This is a genomic window from Streptomyces cinnabarinus, from assembly GCF_027270315.1.
Lineage (GTDB): Bacteria > Actinomycetota > Actinomycetes > Streptomycetales > Streptomycetaceae > Streptomyces > Streptomyces cinnabarinus.
This window is the reverse complement of the sequence record NZ_CP114413.1, coordinates 9,562,611-9,579,480: the sequence shown is the minus strand read 5'-3', so window position 1 is coordinate 9,579,480 and position 16,870 is coordinate 9,562,611. Positions and strand designations below refer to the sequence as shown.

Annotated in this window: 15 protein-coding genes and 2 pseudogenes; 10 read left to right on the top strand and 7 right to left on the bottom strand. The window is 69.6% G+C overall.

Going from position 1 to position 16,870, the window contains the following annotated elements:
* Window positions 1-411 precede the first annotated feature (411 nt).
* The 4 genes from STRCI_RS43165 (at window position 412) to STRCI_RS43150 (ending at window position 5,580) form a co-directional block, all read left to right on the top strand.
* Entirely contained in the window at window positions 412-1,128 is a 717-nt protein-coding gene (locus STRCI_RS43165) for a hypothetical protein (RefSeq protein WP_269664437.1), read from the top strand.
* Between the two features lie 449 nt (window positions 1,129-1,577).
* Complete coding sequence (locus STRCI_RS43160; RefSeq protein WP_269664436.1) at window positions 1,578-4,016, top strand: tetratricopeptide repeat protein; 2,439 nt, start codon at window positions 1,578-1,580, stop codon at window positions 4,014-4,016.
* Between the two features lie 329 nt (window positions 4,017-4,345).
* A complete protein-coding gene (locus STRCI_RS43155; protein ID WP_269664435.1) occupies window positions 4,346-4,669 on the top strand; it encodes a hypothetical protein in 324 nt (107 codons plus the stop codon).
* Window positions 4,666-5,580 (top strand): replication-relaxation family protein, encoded by a 915-nt coding sequence (locus tag STRCI_RS43150; protein ID WP_269664434.1) that lies wholly within the window; start codon window positions 4,666-4,668, stop codon window positions 5,578-5,580. The genes STRCI_RS43155 and STRCI_RS43150 overlap by 4 nt, the downstream gene beginning before the upstream one ends.
* A 130-nt stretch (window positions 5,581-5,710) precedes the next feature.
* Here STRCI_RS43150 and STRCI_RS43145 read toward each other — a convergent pair whose 3' ends face one another.
* The gene (locus tag STRCI_RS43145) at window positions 5,711-6,160 is read right to left on the bottom strand and encodes a hypothetical protein (RefSeq protein ID WP_269664433.1); all 450 of its coding nucleotides are present in this window, start codon (window positions 6,158-6,160) and stop codon (window positions 5,711-5,713) included.
* Window positions 6,161-6,357: 197 nt separating this feature from the next.
* On the opposite strand from STRCI_RS43145, the pseudogene STRCI_RS43140 reads away from it, so the two are divergent.
* A pseudogene (locus tag STRCI_RS43140) lies at window positions 6,358-6,934 on the top strand (transposase); the annotation flags it as partial.
* 242 nt (window positions 6,935-7,176) lie between these two features.
* Here the strand turns inward: STRCI_RS43140 and STRCI_RS43135 are convergent.
* Window positions 7,177-7,320 carry a DUF6233 domain-containing protein gene (locus tag STRCI_RS43135; RefSeq protein ID WP_269664802.1) on the bottom strand — a complete coding sequence of 48 codons (144 nt, stop codon included), beginning with the start codon at window positions 7,318-7,320 and terminating at the stop codon, window positions 7,177-7,179.
* Here STRCI_RS43135 and STRCI_RS43130 point away from each other — a divergent pair, their 5' ends adjacent.
* Window positions 7,321-7,599, top strand: coding sequence for a hypothetical protein (locus STRCI_RS43130; RefSeq protein ID WP_269664815.1), 279 nt, complete (start codon window positions 7,321-7,323; stop codon window positions 7,597-7,599).
* 94 nt (window positions 7,600-7,693) lie between these two features.
* A complete protein-coding gene (locus STRCI_RS43125) occupies window positions 7,694-8,941 on the top strand; it encodes an RICIN domain-containing protein (RefSeq protein WP_269664432.1) in 1,248 nt (415 codons plus the stop codon).
* Between the two features lie 96 nt (window positions 8,942-9,037).
* Here the strand turns inward: STRCI_RS43125 and STRCI_RS43120 are convergent, their stop codons facing one another.
* Together STRCI_RS43120 and STRCI_RS43115 are read right to left on the bottom strand one after the other, a co-directional pair.
* A complete protein-coding gene (locus tag STRCI_RS43120; protein WP_269664431.1) occupies window positions 9,038-9,277 on the bottom strand; it encodes a hypothetical protein in 240 nt (79 codons plus the stop codon).
* Window positions 9,278-9,444: 167 nt separating this feature from the next.
* A complete protein-coding gene (locus tag STRCI_RS43115) occupies window positions 9,445-10,161 on the bottom strand; it encodes an IS4 family transposase (RefSeq protein WP_269664430.1) in 717 nt (238 codons plus the stop codon).
* Between the two features lie 356 nt (window positions 10,162-10,517).
* On the opposite strand from STRCI_RS43115, the pseudogene STRCI_RS43110 reads away from it, so the two are divergent.
* Window positions 10,518-10,694, top strand: a pseudogene (locus STRCI_RS43110) (diadenosine tetraphosphate hydrolase); the annotation flags it as partial.
* 63 nt (window positions 10,695-10,757) lie between these two features.
* Here STRCI_RS43110 and STRCI_RS43105 read toward each other — a convergent pair.
* Together STRCI_RS43105 and STRCI_RS43100 are read right to left on the bottom strand one after the other, a co-directional pair.
* Window positions 10,758-12,218: a hypothetical protein gene (locus STRCI_RS43105; protein ID WP_269664429.1), complete on the bottom strand. Its 1,461-nt coding sequence runs from the start codon at window positions 12,216-12,218 to the stop codon at window positions 10,758-10,760.
* Window positions 12,148-13,656, bottom strand: a complete 1,509-nt coding sequence (locus STRCI_RS43100) for a helix-turn-helix domain-containing protein (RefSeq protein ID WP_269664428.1) — start codon at window positions 13,654-13,656, stop codon at window positions 12,148-12,150. The genes STRCI_RS43105 and STRCI_RS43100 overlap by 71 nt, the downstream gene beginning before the upstream one ends.
* Window positions 13,657-14,382: 726 nt before the next feature.
* On the opposite strand from STRCI_RS43100, the gene STRCI_RS43095 reads away from it, so the two are divergent.
* Together STRCI_RS43095 and STRCI_RS43090 are read left to right on the top strand one after the other, a co-directional pair.
* Window positions 14,383-15,315: a conjugal transfer protein gene (locus tag STRCI_RS43095; protein ID WP_269664427.1), complete on the top strand. Its 933-nt coding sequence runs from the start codon at window positions 14,383-14,385 to the stop codon at window positions 15,313-15,315.
* Window positions 15,312-15,656, top strand: a complete 345-nt coding sequence (locus STRCI_RS43090) for a hypothetical protein (RefSeq protein ID WP_269664426.1) — start codon at window positions 15,312-15,314, stop codon at window positions 15,654-15,656. The genes STRCI_RS43095 and STRCI_RS43090 overlap by 4 nt, the downstream gene beginning before the upstream one ends.
* Before the next feature lie 215 nt (window positions 15,657-15,871).
* Here STRCI_RS43090 and STRCI_RS43085 read toward each other — a convergent pair whose 3' ends face one another.
* Window positions 15,872-16,837, bottom strand: coding sequence for an SMP-30/gluconolactonase/LRE family protein (locus tag STRCI_RS43085; RefSeq protein WP_269664425.1), 966 nt, complete (start codon window positions 16,835-16,837; stop codon window positions 15,872-15,874).
* Between the last annotated feature and the right edge of the window lie 33 nt (window positions 16,838-16,870).

Below are 16,870 nucleotides of genomic sequence, written 5' to 3'. Positions count from 1 at the left end.
GTCCAAGAACGGGCCGCGGTGTCCGATCCGGTACTGCATCCCAACAGCCACCTCCCACACCCACAGCACACTGACCGCCTCGGGAACCCCGAAAAACTGACGCAACGTCACCAGCACTCGGTGCACGGCACAGTCATCGGCGCGCAGAGCGGCACTCAGCCCCCACTTCGCCACCCCGGCCGGGCAGTTGGGCTACCGGCTCGTCCTCGACTACAAGACGACAACCAGCCGCTCACCGCACCTGCTGCCGGTCACACCCGTGAAGTTCTGCGGCGACCAAACTACGAGAACCGCGGCGGCCGCCGCGAGAACGGTGAGGCGCGGGCTGGACCCCCCATCAGAACTTCTGCCATTATTTGCGTTGTGAGCCGGGTCGGCCGGCGCACTGCTGACAGAACGGACGGTTCTGCCATGACCTCGCGCCGTGAGCCCCGCCTGGCCGACGCCGCCGAGATCGCCGCTGAACAGGGACTGACGCCCGCAAGGATCAGCGGCCTCTACACCGAGCACGCGCAGAACACGGCCGGCGAGACGTTCCCCGAGCCCGTCGGCAAGCGCGGCCGCGCACGCCTGTGGGATCACGCCGAAGTCACCGCATGGTTCGCCCACCGCGCGCCGGCGCGGCTGGCGGAACACACGCCGCCCGCCCTCGACCCGCAGACGCTGCTGAACGCTGCGGACGCCTCGAGGTACCTCGGCTACAAGAACACCAACCAGGTCAACACCTATCTGCGCGACCACCCCGGCTACTTCCCCCAGCCGGACGAGATCGAAGAGATGGGCACCGCCAACAACCCCTACCGCCGGCAGCTGTGGAAGGTGCAGACCCTCACCGAGTGGATGGCCACCCGGCCCGGCCGCGGCAGGCGCGCCGGCCGCAAACAAGCGCCGCCCCTGCCCGACGTTCCCGCCGACGGCGACCCCGACGAACTGCTGGGAGCAAGCCAGGCAGCCGCCCTCCTCGGGTTCAAGAGCATCAACTCCTTCTCCAGCAGCCTCTCCCAGGGCAACCTCCCCCTGCTGAAGACCACGGACGGCATCGCCGAAAACGCCGGACGCCAAAACGGACGCCGACGCTGGACACGCCGCCGCATCCTGAAGCAAGCCGCCCAACGCTCCACGACGTAGCACCGGTGAAGGCCCAACCCCACGCGCCACCCAATGAACGCAGCCCCCTGCCAGGAGAGTTGATCCCCTTGCGGACCGGGTGCCCGCAACGACAGCCGACACGGGCTCGGCCCGCCACCACACCCCGCAACAGCACCCTGCTGCCGCGCAGAGGCCATCGCCGAACGTCTCTTGGGCCCGCCCTCTTCCTGGTTGCCCCGCAGCCCCCTTGCCGTAGCGGTGACGAACTCTCCGGCAGCAGCAAGCTGCTTGGGCGTGCGGTGTCAGCGTTCGCCTCGGGACGGGGGCGGCGGTCGCGAGGCGCGGGCCTGGCCAGTTTGACTACCAGTCTTGCAACCTCCCGCCCGCGTCTCGGTTTGGGCATGCTGATGGCGGTGAACCGGGGGGCGGCCATGGGGCGTAGGCAGGGTGCGTGGGCCGGATCGGCGGTGGCGGGGGCGGTTGCAGTCGTGGCGGCGGTGCTGGGGCCGGTGACCAACTACGCCAGTGCCGCTGTTCCGGGATGGGCGGCGCACGCGTGGGTGATCTGGCCGGTGTTCGCCGTGCTGGTGGCGGCCACCATCGCGCTGGTGTTGTGGAGCCGGCACCTGGATGCCGCGGCAAGACCGCCGGCGTGGCTGGGACCGGTGGGCCGGCTGGTCCGAGGTCGGCAGGATTCCTTGCGTCCCCCGCATGTGGAGCGCGTGCGCGGGCGTGAGGCCGAGCTGGCCGAGCTGGCCGGCATCCTGCGGCGGCCGCAGGGTCGGTTCGTGGTGTTGTGTGCGGCTGGCGGGATGGGGAAAACAACGCTAGCCGCGCAACTCGCCGGCCAGGCCGACGCGGCGGGCTGGCGAGTGTTCTGGGTGCGCTGGCGCGATTCCGCCGAGCTGGCGCAGCAGATGGTGCAGGCGGCACTGGCGTGCGGGCTGCCTGAGGCGGAGCTGGAGTCCGCGCGAGCCGGGCGGGCCAGTCTGCCCGATGTGGTGTGGCGGCAGTTGGGCCGGGCGCGGCGGTGGCTGCTGGTGCTGGACAACGCTGACGAGCCGCAAGAGATCGGCCCGGCAGGGGAGCCCGTGGCCGACTACCGCGGTTGGATTCGCCCGCACGGCCGAGGCCTGCTGGTGCTGACAAGCCGAGATGGCAGTGCGCAGACCTGGGGGCCGCGTGCCCGGCTCCTGCCCTTGAAGCCACTGCCCGCACAGCCGGCAGGCCAGGTCCTGGTCGACGCTGCTCCCGCCGCCGGCACCGCCGAGCAGGCTCGGGACCTGGCCGTGCGGCTGGGTGGACTCCCGTTGGCGCTGCACGCGGCCGGCACCTACTTGGCCGGGCCCACCAGTCGCTACCGCACCTTCACCACCTACCGCCAGGCCCTGGAGCAGGAACCGTCTGTCCTGTTGGGAGCCGAACACCCGGACGCCTCTCATCCGCACGTGGCCCGCGCCGTGGTGCGGCACACCTGGGAGGTGTCCCTGGACCAGCTCGCCCGGGAGGGCAACACCTTGGCCCGCCCCTTGTTGCGGCTGCTGGCCCTCCTGGCCGAGGCTCCCATCCCGCTCTCGCTGATCACCCCGGACCTGCTGGGTGCCGTCACCGGAAACGATGTCAACGTCATGGCATTGGAGAGGGCATTTTCCGGTCTGTACCGGTTTGGCCTCCTTGGCCTTCCTCACACGTCCGGCAATGCCGGGCAGGCATCGGGCATCAGCGGCCCCGCACAGGTGGTGCTGCACCCCCTGATCCGAGAGATCAATGCCGTCGCTCTTGCGGCCGAGGCATCACCTCTCGCCACGTGGCACCGAGCCCTTGCCGAGCGGTTGACCGCGGCCGTGCACGAGGCAAGCGAGCAGGGACGCGCCGGCTGGCCTGCCGCCGTGCTCCTCGCCCCACACCTGCCGATGCTGCTCGACCTCCCGGCCCCCCACACCGCCATACACCACCGAGCCACCCTCAACACGCTTGCTCAAGTGCTGCAGCACGCCGGCGCCTTCAGTGCAGCCCGCCTGCTGCACCAACGGGTCCTCGACGTCGAGACCCGCACCCTGGGGCCCCAGCACACCGATACCTTGACCAGCCGCAACCACCTGGCCAACGCCTTGTTCGGGATGGGCGAGCCAGCCGCGGCGATACATCTGCTCCGGCAGACGCTGCAGGACCGTAGCCGTGTCCTGGGCACGGAGCACCCTGACACCCTGACCAGCCGTCACGACCTCGCCTGCGCCCTGGACGGGACGGGACAACATGCAGAGGCGGTGTCTTTGCTGCGCCAGAACCTCACCGCGCGCGCCGACGTGCTCGGCCTCATGCATCCGCACACCCTGGCCAGCCGTCTCAGCCTCGGTCTCGCCGTGGAGGGGACGGGCGAACACGCGGAGGCGGTCCGCCTGCACCGGCAGACGCTGGACGACCACATCCGTGTGCTGGGCCCCGAACACCACATCACCCTGCTCAGCCGCCACAACCTCGCCAGCGCACTCGCCAGGATGGGCGAGCACGCGGAAGCGGAACGCCTGCTGCGACAGGCTCTTGACGACCACGCTCGTGTGCTGGGCCTCATGCATCCGCACACCCTGGCCAGCCGTGACAGCCTCGGTCTCGCCCTGGAGGGGATGGGCGAACACGCGGAGGCGGTCCGCCTGCACCGGCAGACGCTGGACGACCGCATTCGTGTGCTGGGCCTCCAGCACCCCGATACCCTGACCAGCCGCCACAACCTTGCCCATGCACTGGCCAAGATGGGCGAGCAGGAAGAGGCAGTACGCCTGCTGCGGCAGACCCTCGCCGGCCGGATCCGTGTGCTGGGTCCTGAGCACCCGCACACGGTGCGCACCCGCGACGACCTGGAGACAGTCTCGACTGCCCGGCGGGCTGCACCACGGCGACAGACCTGGAGGCGCCGGCTGCGACGCTAGGAGTCGCCCCTGCCGGCTCCGCATGACACGCACGCACGCACTGACAGACACGGGTGAGCCCGACACGGCCACCATGCGCCGACGATTCAGAGGCTGGGCATGTAGCGGTGCACGCGCCTGAACACACTCGGGCGTACGCCGACATGTGGGCGCGGCCCCGTGGTCGGGGCCATGGATGCCGGCCACGGCGCAAGACCGCGGGGCTGTTGCGACTTCGTGACCATGGTCGGGGCTTGGTGGTCGGGGGGCTGGTCGGGGCCCGCGGGTTCCCTCAGCAGTCACCGAAGGTCTCCGTCGGAGACCGCCATGGCCGCGGAAGGACATCTCTCATGAGTCCCCTGAGCCCACCTCTGTGCCGCCATGAGCGTGCCTTGCACTTTGGTGCCCTGCTGTTCGGCGCCGCTGCCACCCTGGCCGCCCTCACGGCGCACGAGCGGCTCAGGCGCACCCCGCACTGCGGCTGGTGCGCGACCGCGTCCGGCCGGCGCACCAGCGACCATGACGCCAGGCAGTGCCGAGGCTACGTCCAGGAGCGCCGCCGCGAGCGGCTGCGCGACATCGCGCACGGCCGCACGGTGCCGGAGACGAACCCCTGGGGCGAGGCGTGGCTGACACCCGAGGAGATCACCCAGCAAGCGGAGGCGGACGCATGAGCAGCGCGGCACGGAGCACGCCGGTGACGGAACTGGCCCCCAGTCCCGCTGAGCCCCTGGCCCACCAGGTGCTGGCAGGCCTCGCCCAGCACCGCATCGCCACCACCAGCCAGTTGCGCCGGATGCTGCGCCCTAACGGCACGCGGCAGTTGATGTCCCGTGTTCTGAACAGGCTGCGCTCCGACGGCCTCGTCGAGCGCACGGTGCTCCCCGACGCGAACCGCACCCGAACCAACGCCTGGTACCTCACACCCGACGGCGCACGGCTGACCCGGGACCTGCCCGTCCTGCGAGGGCGCCCGCCCTACCCCATCACCTCGACCACGGCAGCGTCACTGAAGACCCCGCACACCCTCGCCGTCGTCCGCGCCCACCTTGCCTTCGCCGCAGACGCCCGCCGGCTCGGGCACGAACACGGCCCCTTCGACTGGATCCCCGAGGTGTCCCACTCCATCGGCGACGGCGAACGGATCGTCGCCGACGCACTGATGTACTACACCGTCACCGACAGCAACCGCCGACGAAAGCTCCGCGCCTTCATAGAAGTCGACCGCACCACCATGAGCGGAGAGCGGCTGGCCGTGAAACTCATCGAGTACGCCCGCCTGTTCCACTACGAAGCCCAGCCCGCCGGCCGGCGCAGACAGGCATCCACAGGCCCCGCATGGCAGCGCCGCTATCCCGTCTTCCCCCGCGTCCTCTTCGTCCTCACCGGCGCCCCCCGCGCCAGGCTCGAGAACCGGACGAACGACCTGCAGGCCATGGTGACCCACCATCCACTCGTGGCCGGCCTCGCCCGCCAAGCCCGCCTGGGAGCCGCCGTGCTGGAAGACCTCGAACAGCACGGACCCACCCACGACCTATGGACACCCCTCACCGGCGGCACACCCCGCCCATGGACAGACCTATGAGTAACCGGCTCGGGCGTTAAATGCTGAACAGCCTGAGGCGCCATGGTTCTGTCCACGAGAAGAGGGCTCTGGCACAGATCTTGGGGAGCGGTCGCGGAGCGTCACAAGGCAGGTTGCTTCGCGGCTGTAATCACACCTGCTCTTGGTAGACCCGGATTTCCTGGGGGTGGAAGTTGCGGACGATCGGCCAGAATTCCTGGCGGCCAAGGCTGTCGGCCCAGGCGCCGAGTTCATCGTCCGTGTCGTGGAAGAACCAGGACTCGAAGTGCCCCAGCACCCGAAGTCGGGGGACGGGCTCGTACCGAAGTTCGCAGTGGAGCTGGATGTAATGATCATGCTCGCCGGAAGCGTCGTTGATCTCAAACTGCCGGGCCAGGTCCAGTGTGAAGACGGGCGGTCCTTCGAAGGCGTGAGTCCCGTATTGGATGAGAAGGCCATCAGCGTCCGGCGTGTCCGCGGTGTCGAAGCGTTGGGAGCCGAAGTACACGAACCTGAGCCGTATCTCGTCCAAGTCCAGTTCGGCGAGGGGCTGCTGTCCACGGCTCAGTTCATGTTGTAGTCGCTCCTCGGCCCGGTCCATGGGCAGTCTCCCCGACATCCCTGTCCTTCACGGTCTCGCGCGGATCTGGGCTCTCGCCATCGAACATTGCAGTGACGCTCCGCGACCGCTCCCCAAAATCTGTGCCAGAGCCCGCTTGCAACCTACACAGCCAGGCAGGGCGGCACCGGCACCTGTAGGCGCAGTGCCGCGCCTTCCGGGCCATACCCGACCGCCTCTGGCATCCCGCCCTGGACCAGGACGGGACACTGCGTGACGGCGCCGAGGTCGCCGAGCTGACCGGCATGGTCGACCTGGACGGCTACCCGGCCGACACCCGCATCATCGTGCGCCGCGAGCGCCCGCACCCCGGAGCCCAGCTCTCCCTGTTCGACCAGGACGAGGGCCTGCGGCATCAGGTGTTCCTCACCGACACCCCCTGCTCCGGCGGCGGCTCCGCCCAGTTCCTGGAGGTCCGTCACCGCGGGCACGCATGCGTCGAGGACCACATCCGGTGCGGCAAAAACCACCGGATTCGGCCGCTTCCCCTCCCGCGGCTTCGCCGTCAACGCCGTCTGGCTCGAACTCAGCCTCACCGCGATCGACCTGCTGGCCTGGATGCGCGTCCTGCTGCTGGACGGCGAGCTCGCGGCTGCCGAGCCGAAGAAACTCCGCTACCGGCTGCTGCACGTCGCCGCCCGCCTCACCCGCGGCGGCCGCCGCCTGCGCTTGCGGATATCCGCGACCTGGCCGTGGAGAAACGAACTGGCCACGGCCTTCCACCGCCTCGCCGCACTGCCCCGTCCCGCCGACTGACCGACACACCCTGCCCGCCACGACCCGAAGGACCTTGGAGAACCCGACGAATGCGCCGGGCTCCCGCCATGCCCGAACACCGAAATCACCTCGGCCACCCGACAGTTGGCCCTCAACGACGCCTCATCACCCCAACCGAAACGGCGAGGCTAGTCACCACGGCAGGCCCCCGAACGGCTCGCGTTCGGGGGCGCTGTCGTTGCCGCAGCCTTGATCTCTGCGGCCAGGCGCGCCGGTCCGGTTCAGCCTGGCATGCCGAGGGCCGTGTCCGGTCGGCATTGCGGGCATGGGGCAACGTTCCCGGTGAGAAGGCGGCGCGCGTCATCTCGCGTGATGGGGCGCGTCCGCTTCTTCGCGCTCCAGCACCCTCCGACGTGGACGTACACGTGCCTGCGCCCGTTGAGGCCTTCCTCGAGGAGCCAGTCCGGGGCCGGCGGTCGGCGCTTCTCGCCCTGGATCCGTTCGGCCTCGCGCTGCTCCTCGTCGGCGATCCACTTGCGCGTCCGCGCGAGGTCCCGCTCCTGGACGCGCTCCAGGAACCCTGCCCGGCTGGGCTCACCGACTGTTTGCCGGAGGGCGCGGCGACGTTGGACACAACGCACACCGAGTCGCTGGAGTGCGCGCGGACGATCGCGGCCCGCGTGGCCCGTCCGTCCTTCGAGTAGCAGACCGCAAAGCTCGGCCATACCGTGGGTCGGAGAATCGAACTGATTCTTCATCGATGCCTGATTACGGCATCCGACGAGTGGAGCCGTAACCATGGCCAATCGTGCATGCCCCTCGAAGTCCTTTTCCCATGTGGAATTGGAGTCGCTGCTTGCGGTAAGGCGGTCGCTCCCGCAAAAGGGCGCAGGCGGTTCGACTCCGCAGCGGGAAATCGGAGAGGCGGAATCGCCGGAGGCCTCAGCAACCCCGACTCTTACCACCATCGCGGCCAATGCTTACGCCTGGGGCTACAACTTCGTCCTTCCGGGGCCGGCCGTTTCCGCCCTGCGGGACGGCGGCACCTTCATGAAGCTCCTCGGTGCGATGCCGCCTGACGTCGAGCCCCTCATCCCGATGGTGGAGGCCTATCTGGCCGACAACCTGGCTGCCGTCGCGGAAATGGACGACGGTGCGGGCATGCTCCTCACGGCCACCTGGATGGCCCCCAAGGTGCTGATTCCGACGCCGCTGGAGTGGCAGTCCATCTCCAGCTGGCTGGGACAGGACCTCGTGCTGTCCGTCGATCAAGGCTCGACCAGTTCGGGAGCCCAGGTCGTCTCCTGGACGTACGACCCTTCCGACAACTCGGATCAGCTGTGGAGCTACGTCAACAATCTCTACATCTACAACCTGAAGAGCAACAAGGTCGTGGAAATCGCCGACTCCGATCCGAACAGCAGCGCCAGAATCCAGATCAACGACTACACCGGCGGCCTGAATCAGCAGTGGGCGATCTGCGGCGACGGCTTCATCCGGAGCCTGATGAACGGGAATCTCCTCAACATCTCCGGCAGCTCAACCGACCCCGGAACCCCGGTGATCTCGTATCCCCCCAAATATCCGCCAGCTCTGCAGCCGCCCTCGAACCAGAGCTGGTCGGCGCCGCAAGGGGTGTGGTCCTCGTGCAACAACCTGGTGACGGTCATCAAGAACAACACGCCCGTCATCATGACCGTTCAGGGAACTCCGCAGAGCACCACCGTATTGGCCTACGGAACCTCTGTGCAGATCCTTCAGCCGGGTGCGGTCGGGGTGTACGTGTCGAATTACAACAACACCATCACCGGCGACAACGCGATGGGCTTCGCCGTCTACTCCGAAGTCGCCCCGGGTGTCTCGGTGTCGTTCTACTCTCATCAGCACCAGTGCGCGTACGAGGGCGCGAAGGTCTGGGTCGACAACAGCAGCGGGGCGAACGGCTACTCCCTGAACAGCTCGCCGAGCGACTGGTACCCGGGCGCGTACCACGAATTCATGCCCGGCACGATCGTCTCCTCGCTGGAGTACAGCCAGAACGGCTAGCCTCGCTGTTTCGGTTGGGGCAGAGTCAAGCGGTGGCCGGAAACGCGAAAGTGCCTTCTGAGCTGCAATGCCGGTGAGTTAGTGCGTCGGTGCAGGTCAGGTGGGGTGCTTGGTGACTTTGAGTGTGTAGCGGACGTTACTGGGAGTGCGGGGCTGGTCCCGTTTTCTGACCTCGAAGGTGTTCTTGGACGGCTTCTTGATGCGTTGGCACTGCCGGTTGCGCCGGGGCGGGAGGAGGGCGGCCAACAGCTCTGTGGTGACCTCGCGGCGGGCGGTGTCCAGCGTGGTGACGTCGGCTGCGGCCTGGGCGGCGACGGCCAGCCGGGCGAGCTGCACCGTGACGGTGAAGGAGATCCGGTCAGGGTCGGTCCCGCCCTGTTCTGCCGCGCGTGTCTACAGTGCGCACAGTGCCTGGTAGACGGTGAGGAGGGCGTAGATCTCCTGGCAGACCAGCTCGGGCGCCTTGAAGCGCAGGATGAATCCGGCGCCGCGCAGGCGGTTCTTCAGTTCCGCGAATTCTTCTTGATCCGCCAGGCCAGGTGGGCGCCGGTGGCGCGGGCCAGGCCCCACAGCTGGTATCCGGCGAAGTTGCGGTCGGCCAGCAGCAGCATGTCCGCTCGCAGGGAGGCCGGCAGTTGGCGGGCGAGCTTGTGCTCGCTGAACCTGGCCACGGCGTCGAAGGCAGCATCGACCAGGGCATGGGTGCCGCATTCGGTCAACGCCATCAGGCGGACCTGCGGGTGTCCGCTCTGGTTGACCCCTCCCTTGCCGGTGAAGCCGAACTCAGCAGCGTTCGCCGGGGTGTCGGGGACGTCCAGCGCGGTGCCGTCCCAGGCGACCAGCCGTAGCCCGGAGGCGAACGCGCCCGGAGTGACGGCCGTGGCCAGCGTGCCGCACCGCCGCTCGAACAGCGCCTGCAGCGGCTTGTCGCCCAGCCGCTGCCGGGCCCGTGTCAGGGCCGAACTGGTCGGCAGGCGCTGCACACACAGGCCCGGCAGATGCCGCAGCTTCTCCGTCAACGTGCGCAGGACCGACCGGTATCCCGGCGGCCCGGCACTGTCGGAGCTGCTGAACAGGCACAACGCCAGGACGAAGTAGACCACCGCCCGGGCCGGCAACAACCGGCGGCGACGCTCGCCGCAGCCGGTCAACTCCACGACCTCGTCCACCAGCCCAGGGCTGATCTCTTCGGTCAGCACGCCGAGACGGACGTGCTCCAAAGCGCCTGTCCGAGCGCGCCACCAGCCTGTTCAACGGGGTTTGACTGCCCTCGGTGATGGCAGACGGCATGCGGACAATGGCACACTGAGCACCCAACGGAGTTCCCTCGCGGACAGTCGGATCTTGGTCGATCTTCTGTCCTACCGGGAACTCCGTTGCCGTGGCCCGGCCTCCGCCGACACACCACCGGAAGTGACGGATCACGCAACGTCACCAGGGGATATTCCCACTCAAACGCCGCACCATCAAGTGCCTGACCTGCACCGACGCACTAACTCACCGGCATTGCAGGTCAAGGGCACTTTCCGTGTTTCTGATCAACTCTTGGACAGCCCACCTCGGGAAAGCGCGAGGCTTGCATGCCCATGTCTGGCAGCGCTTTGAGTGGGAGCCACCTGAGTTGGTGGGCAGGCCGGTGTGGCTGTATCCGCGTGAGCGGTGGAGCGACGAGCGGTTCATGCTCGGCCCTCAGCACGATGTGTTGCGGGATGCGATCGGCAGCGAACTGGACCGACTGCGTTCGGTGGCCTGACTCGGCATTCGGCCAGCAGCCGTCGGAGGTCCGCCCGGACTTCGTACGCTTCGTAGCCGAACATCAGCTGGCATCCCCGGAGTTGATCGGGGAAAGCAGGCCGTCGCCGGGCCACAGGGGAGATCCTGCTTCCGCCCAGGCCAGGTGCCGGCCGACCTCTACGAGGACCTCGATCCGGTCGGCGGGCCCGTACGCCAAATGTGCCCCGGACGTGGGGTCGACTACGCGGACCTGGCTGTGGGGGCCAGAGCACACCAGGGCGCGGGCGATGTCCGGCAGGTCCAGGTTGAGGGCGTCGCAGTCGTGGTCGCGGACGAGCTGCAGCAGGTCTTCGGTGGCAGCCTCCCAGTCGCCGACCTCCGGCCAGCGCGCACCTGCGTCGAGTTCGTGGGTGAGCGTGGACAGCGGCACGATCTCGCCGGACCGACGGCCCTGGACGAGGCGGTCGTGGATGCGGGCGCCGTCAGGCTGCCGTACGCGGGGGTGCAGCAGGGAGGCTACGGCCACCACGGTGGTGTTGATCTCCTGGGCGGCGGCCGGGTAGTAGGGCTCGTGCGCGAACAGGAGGTAGACGCCCAAGGCAGGGACAGCCTGGGCGGGTTCGGGCTGAGTCATGGGGAGGGTTCCCTTCTGCAGCGGTGGGTCCGTCGGAGCGTGACGCGCTAACGGCTGGGTCGTCGGCCGGAGGCACGGCAGGTACGGGCCCGGAGGGCGGCCGGGGGCGGAAGCATGGTGCGCATCGGCGGTGCCGTCCTGCGGGGTGCACTTGAGGATCTGGGCGACCTGGTGGGCGAGTTGGAGCATGAGCCGTTCGCGGGCGATGAGGCCGGCCGAGACCGTGCGGGTGTCCCGGGACTGGAGCAGACCGGCGGCGTCGAACAGCAGGTTGTGGCCGATCTCGGCCGAGCGGCGCAGTTGGTCGCGGTCGCTGCCGACGGAGGCCCGGACGAGCGAGGCGTGCAGGACGGCGAGGCGCTGGAGGCAGCGGCAGGCGACGTCACCTTCGACCATACGGACGTGTTCGCGGGTCCAGGCGTCCAGCCGCTCGGGCGGGTGTTCGGCGACCAGCGGGGCGAGAAGCATCGCCGGGAGCGCGAGTTCGAGGGGGACTTTGTGGCGGATGGCGAACAGGCAGGCGATCAGGCGGATGAGGGCGATGGCAGCAGTGGCGAGCCGCAGAGATCCGGGGAGGGTGCCCAGGGCGAGGCGCTCGGCCGGGCGCCGGGTCAGCCAGCGCAGGGCCAGGCGCTGCGTGCGTGTCGCAGCCGGGGTGAGCACCCCGATCTGGTGGGGGATCTCGGGCAGGGTGCCGTCGCCGGGGACGGCCCAGGCGAGCCAGCCCCAGAGCGTGCGTTCATGGACGAGCACGGGCTCGCAGGCAGCTGAGCAGGTGTGGTCGCGGACGTGGCCGGTCCGCAGAGCGCGGGAGCGTTTCTTCTCCCACCGTCGCGGATCACGCGGGAAGGGGCGCTCGTGGTGCGCGGCCGCGGTCGGTGGTGGCGGTGTGTGGAGTCTGTCCGTCACGGGGAGTCCTTCCTTCCACGTGGTGGTCTGTCAGGGCGGAGGCGCACCTGGTGCAGCGGCCGTCGCTGCCGGGGTGGGCGCGTCGGGGTGTGGGGCCGGGGCAGGTGTTGCACAGCGGCCAGCCGAGGCAGGCCGGGCAGAGGTCCTCGCCACGGGCGGTGGCTGGCCCGCCGCAGCCGGCACATTCGGTAAAAGCCCGGTAGGTCAGGGCCTCGCTCACCGTGCGCGCGGCGGCGGAGCCGGTCACCGGCTGCGGCGGCGGGCCTTCCCCGACAAGTTGGCCGTGGTCGCCGGCTGCCCTGGCGGGCGGCGGGTAAGCCTGAGCGGCGCGCAGACGGGCGGCGACGATCGCGCCGACCGTGGTCCGCACCGGGTTCGGCAGGGGCCGGGCAGCGATGACGTACCGGAGTTGCTCAGCACTCCAGCCGGACTCCAACATCACCCTCACGACGCGGCCTTGATCGGTCAACGCCTGCCCAGTCAGCAGCAGCTCGGGGCGGGCCGCCCCGAGGCCGAGCAGCAGCCGGATCCCCGGGTGCACATCATCCGCTGCGGGCACGGACGACAGGAATCTCGGCGTGCGCGGCCGGTCCGTCCGTCCACGTGCCGGCGGCGCCTCGCCGCACGGACGGAGGGGTCTGGTGTTCTGCTTGTTGGTCTTCTTAACGATGGTGTTCTTAGTGCCGGGATCAGCCAACGTAGGGTCATCCACTGGTGGAAAACCCGACTCTGGTTGTGAGCTGGGGTTTTGCAGAGCGGGCAGGTCGGTGATGAGATACGCCGCCGAGCCGAGGGTGCCGTCTGGTCCGCGATCACGTTCCCGTACCAGGAAGCCGTGCTTCTCCAACTCCTTCAGCCCGCTCTTGACCGAAGAGTCACCATCGCAGCCACGGCGGGCGATGTCGGCCACGGTCATCCGCCAGCCATCCCGATGCGTGGAGAGCAGTCCGAACAGACCCTTCGCCTTGAAGGACAACCGCGTGCCGCGGAAGAGTCCGTTGGCAATCTGGGTGAACTGATCGGCCGCCATCACACCCCGGCGGATCCCCGCCGGGAGGCCGCAGGCACGCTCGGCCTCCAGGGCTGTGGCCACCAGGTCCGGTTCGTTCAGCGCGATGCCCAGGAGGGCCGGGCGGTCCGTGATGCAGTAGACGATCTCGCCGAGAGTGCCGTCCGGGCGGCGCAGACGTTCACGGATCAAGTAGCCGCGCGCCTCGAGTTCCTGCAGTCCGGTGCGTACCGCTTCCCGCCCGTCCGGACCCAGGCGGACGAGGTCGTCGACCGTCACCTGCCAGCCGTTCCTGTGCGTGCTGACGTATCCGAAGATCCCTTTCGCCTTGTAGGAGAGCCGGGAGTCCCGGAACAGCCCGTTGGCGATCTGGGTGAACTGATCAGCCGCCATCACACCCCTGCGGACGCCTTCCCCGAAACGGCTCACCGCCGTACCGCCGAAGCGGGCCGCCTACGATGGCCAGGGCAGCACACCGAGCCCGCCGAGGTGAGGCGGCCAGCGGGCCTGAGTGCGCAGGCGTGCGTATGTTCCACGCCGTCAGCTCACCCGCCGACCCCGACCAGGTTGACGGCCACCAGCCCCGACCATCGGTCACGATCCGACAACACAGCCGTATAGCTGCCATGGTCGGGCTCATGGTCGGGCCGAACCATAGGCCTCAGCCCGGTGCGCAGTCGCATCGAGATCCCGATTGCGCAGCCCCGGACGGTAGTTGCGCAATCGGGCTGCGCAACCGGTCGAGGATCGTGCGCAGGCCGCCGTGCGCGCTGCGACTGCGCAGTCCGGCCTGGGGCCTGCGACCTTTCTGGTGCGCAGGTCTGGGCGCCGCACTGCGCGGGTGCCAATCGTGGCCCGGGCGGCTTCTTGTCTGCGCATCGGCTCGCGGGGTCTGGAGGCCGCACGGCGGGGAGTCGCGCAGCGGTCCGTGGCCGCGCCGAGCGTGCCGGCCCCGGTACCGATCGGATGTTCGCGGCGAACCCGTGGCCGGGTCTGCCGGTCGAGCCGACCATCTGGTCGGGCCGACCATGACCCCAACCACGGGCTTCGTATCCCCATCGTGACCATGGTCGGGGTCTCGTGGTCGGTGGTCCGGTCGGGGCCGGCGGGTTTCCTCAAGGTCAGCAACATCCTTTCTGACCTGGGAGTTTGACCATGTCTCCTGGCAAGCGGGCCGCGCAGAGCGAGGCCGCTGCTCCGATGGCGGCCAGCGCCCGACTGGAGGCGATGCGCCGCCGCGTCCGCCTCTCGCGCGTGGCCGTCTGGACGGTCATCGGGGCCGGCCCCGTCGCCCTGGCCGTCGCCCTCGCCTCCACCCCGGCCACGGTCGCGGCAGCCCCCGCGACCGAGCCCACCTCCGTGCGCACCACGGCTTCCGCCGCCGACCCGGCCGGCTATGCACAGGTCTTCGTCGGCGCGTGGCTGCGCAGCAGCACGGACGACGCATCGAGTGCGCAGGCACGGCTTGCCCAGTCGATGGCGCCGGACGTCGAGCTGCCCGACCCAGCCGGCGCTGCGCACTCTGCGCCCGGAACCGTGACGGCGGTGCGCAGTGCGCAACGCGGCACCGGTGCGTGGTCGGTGACGGTGGCTGCGCAGTACGCCGACGGAGCGGTGCGGTACTACACGGTGCCGGTGGCCGCCGGCAGCGCGGGAGCCTCGTTCACGGTGTCCGGGGTGCCCGGCGTGGTGGCGGGCCCGGCGAGGGCCGAGGTGCCGAGGTCGTCGTACGGCGTGAGTGTCCCGGAGGGAGATCTGTCGGCGGCTGTCGGGGAGTTCCTCGCCGCCTACCTGACCGGTGCCGGAGAAGTGGACCGCTATCTCGCTCCCGGCGTGAACCTCACCGCGGTCTCCCCCGCCCCGTATGCGTCTGTCGAGGTACAGCAGGTGTGGGCCGTGGAGGAGGCCGCGGCCGACCAGGCGGTGCCGGCCGACGGCACGAACGTGCGTGTCCGCGCGGCGGTTGAGGCCCGGGACGCTGCCGGCCGGTGGCCGCTGGCGTACGAGCTCACGCTCACGGCCCGCTCGGGCCGGTGGGAAGTCTCCGCGCTGCAGTCCGGGGCGGCCCGGGGCGGGGGTGCCAGGTGAACACGGTGCACAGCCTGGTGCTGGCCGGTCAGCTGGACGACCTGGGCGATTCCTGGATCGGCATGTTCGAGGACTGGGGGACCAAGGGACTGCAGGCCGGTCTGATCATCCTCGTGGTCATCGGCATGATCCAGAAGTTCAGCGTCAAGGCCGGGATCGGCGCCCTGCTGCTGATGATCGTCGCGTTGGGGCTGTACGACTCCCGCGAGGACCTCTCCGACATGTTCAAGGACGAGGTCAACAACCCCTCCCAGGGCGCCCCCGCCACCCCGCGCATCATCCAGCAGTCCCAACTCCCGGCCTCTCGCGACCACTCGCCGAGCCGCGGAGGCCGGCTGTGACCGCGGCCGCCGCCCGAACAGGCCGCCCGCCTCACTCACCGAGGCCGCCCGCGACCTGGGCGAACTCGACGCCCGCCTGTCCCGCACCAGCGTGGAAGTGGAGGTGCAGTCTGTGACCGTGCTGAGGTGTGGGGGCCGACCGCCGCCGCGTGCGACGCCCGCGCCCTGACAGCGCCGAGGGTGATCTCGTGTGCGTCCTGCATGGTCTTTCTCCTTTACTTGTTCAGACGGGCGAGGAGCAGGTTGGGGTCTTTGGCGGTGACGTACGCGGCGCTCAGCACGTAGACGGTGTCGCCGCGCAAGGCGATGGACGTGGGGTTCTGCAGGCCGTCGGCCGGGCTCAGCACGATCGTGTGGCTGCCGCCGGGCCGCACCAGCGCGACCTGGTTGGAGCCGTTGAGGGTGGCGAGGAGCTGGTCGCCGCGGCCCGTGAAGGCGAAATCATCGATCCCCGGCAACTCGGTGGCCTCGGTGCGGATCCGGCCGGCCCGCCCGGCCCGCAGGACGGGGATGCGCAGGACGGTGCCCTGGTCGAGGTTGGTGGCCCAGATCTCGCCGTCGCGGATCTTCAGGCCGTTGGCGCCGAGGAAGCCGGTGGAGGCCAGTTCGGGCGCGGTGGACCAGGCGGTGGGGATGCCGCCCCGGGTGGGGACGCGCCAGATGGTGCCGAGGACGGAGTCGGTGATGTAGAGGGTGCGGGTGCGTGCGTCCAGAGCCAGGCCGTTGGGCAGGCCGCCCGCGGGAAGCGCGGCGATCCGCTGCGGGCGGCCGCCCGGGCGCAGGCGCCACAGCCCGGTCAGGTCGGGGGTTCCCGTGGCATACAGGAAGTAGAGGGTGCCGTCATGGGCGCGGACGATGCCGGTGGTCAGGGCGAAGCCCAGGACCGGGGTGTGGATGCCGCCGTCGGCCGGCGCGGGCAGGGTGGCCAGGATACGGGTGCCGCCGTGGGCGGAGATCCTGGCGACCTGGCGGCCGGCCGCGAAGGTGACGTACGCGTCGCCGTCCGGGGCCAGGGCGATGTTCTCCGGTGTCCGGCCCATGGCCAGGTCGAAGTGCGCGGCGATCCGGGCGTCGACCAGCGTCGGGGAGGCGGCCGATGCCTGGGCGGGTCCGAGCACGACCCCTGCCACAGCGGCCAGGGCGGCCACCGTGGCAGCGAGAGCGGAGAGTTTCTTGGTCATGGTTCCTTCAATCGTTTTCGGGCATGCGGCAGC

Excerpts from the sequence above, each read along its gene's own strand:
- STRCI_RS43165 (WP_269664437.1), top strand. The coding sequence starts at position 412 with ATGACCTCGCGCCGTGAGCCCCGCCTGGCCGACGCCGCCGAGATCGCC.
- STRCI_RS43155 (WP_269664435.1), top strand. The coding sequence starts at position 4,346 with ATGAGTCCCCTGAGCCCACCTCTGTGCCGCCATGAGCGTGCCTTGCAC.
- STRCI_RS43150 (WP_269664434.1), top strand. The coding sequence starts at position 4,666 with ATGAGCAGCGCGGCACGGAGCACGCCGGTGACGGAACTGGCCCCCAGT.
- STRCI_RS43145 (WP_269664433.1), bottom strand. The coding sequence starts at position 6,160 with ATGGACCGGGCCGAGGAGCGACTACAACATGAACTGAGCCGTGGACAG.
- STRCI_RS43125 (WP_269664432.1), top strand. The coding sequence starts at position 7,694 with ATGGCCAATCGTGCATGCCCCTCGAAGTCCTTTTCCCATGTGGAATTG.
- STRCI_RS43095 (WP_269664427.1), top strand. The coding sequence starts at position 14,383 with ATGTCTCCTGGCAAGCGGGCCGCGCAGAGCGAGGCCGCTGCTCCGATG.
- STRCI_RS43085 (WP_269664425.1), bottom strand. The coding sequence starts at position 16,837 with ATGACCAAGAAACTCTCCGCTCTCGCTGCCACGGTGGCCGCCCTGGCC.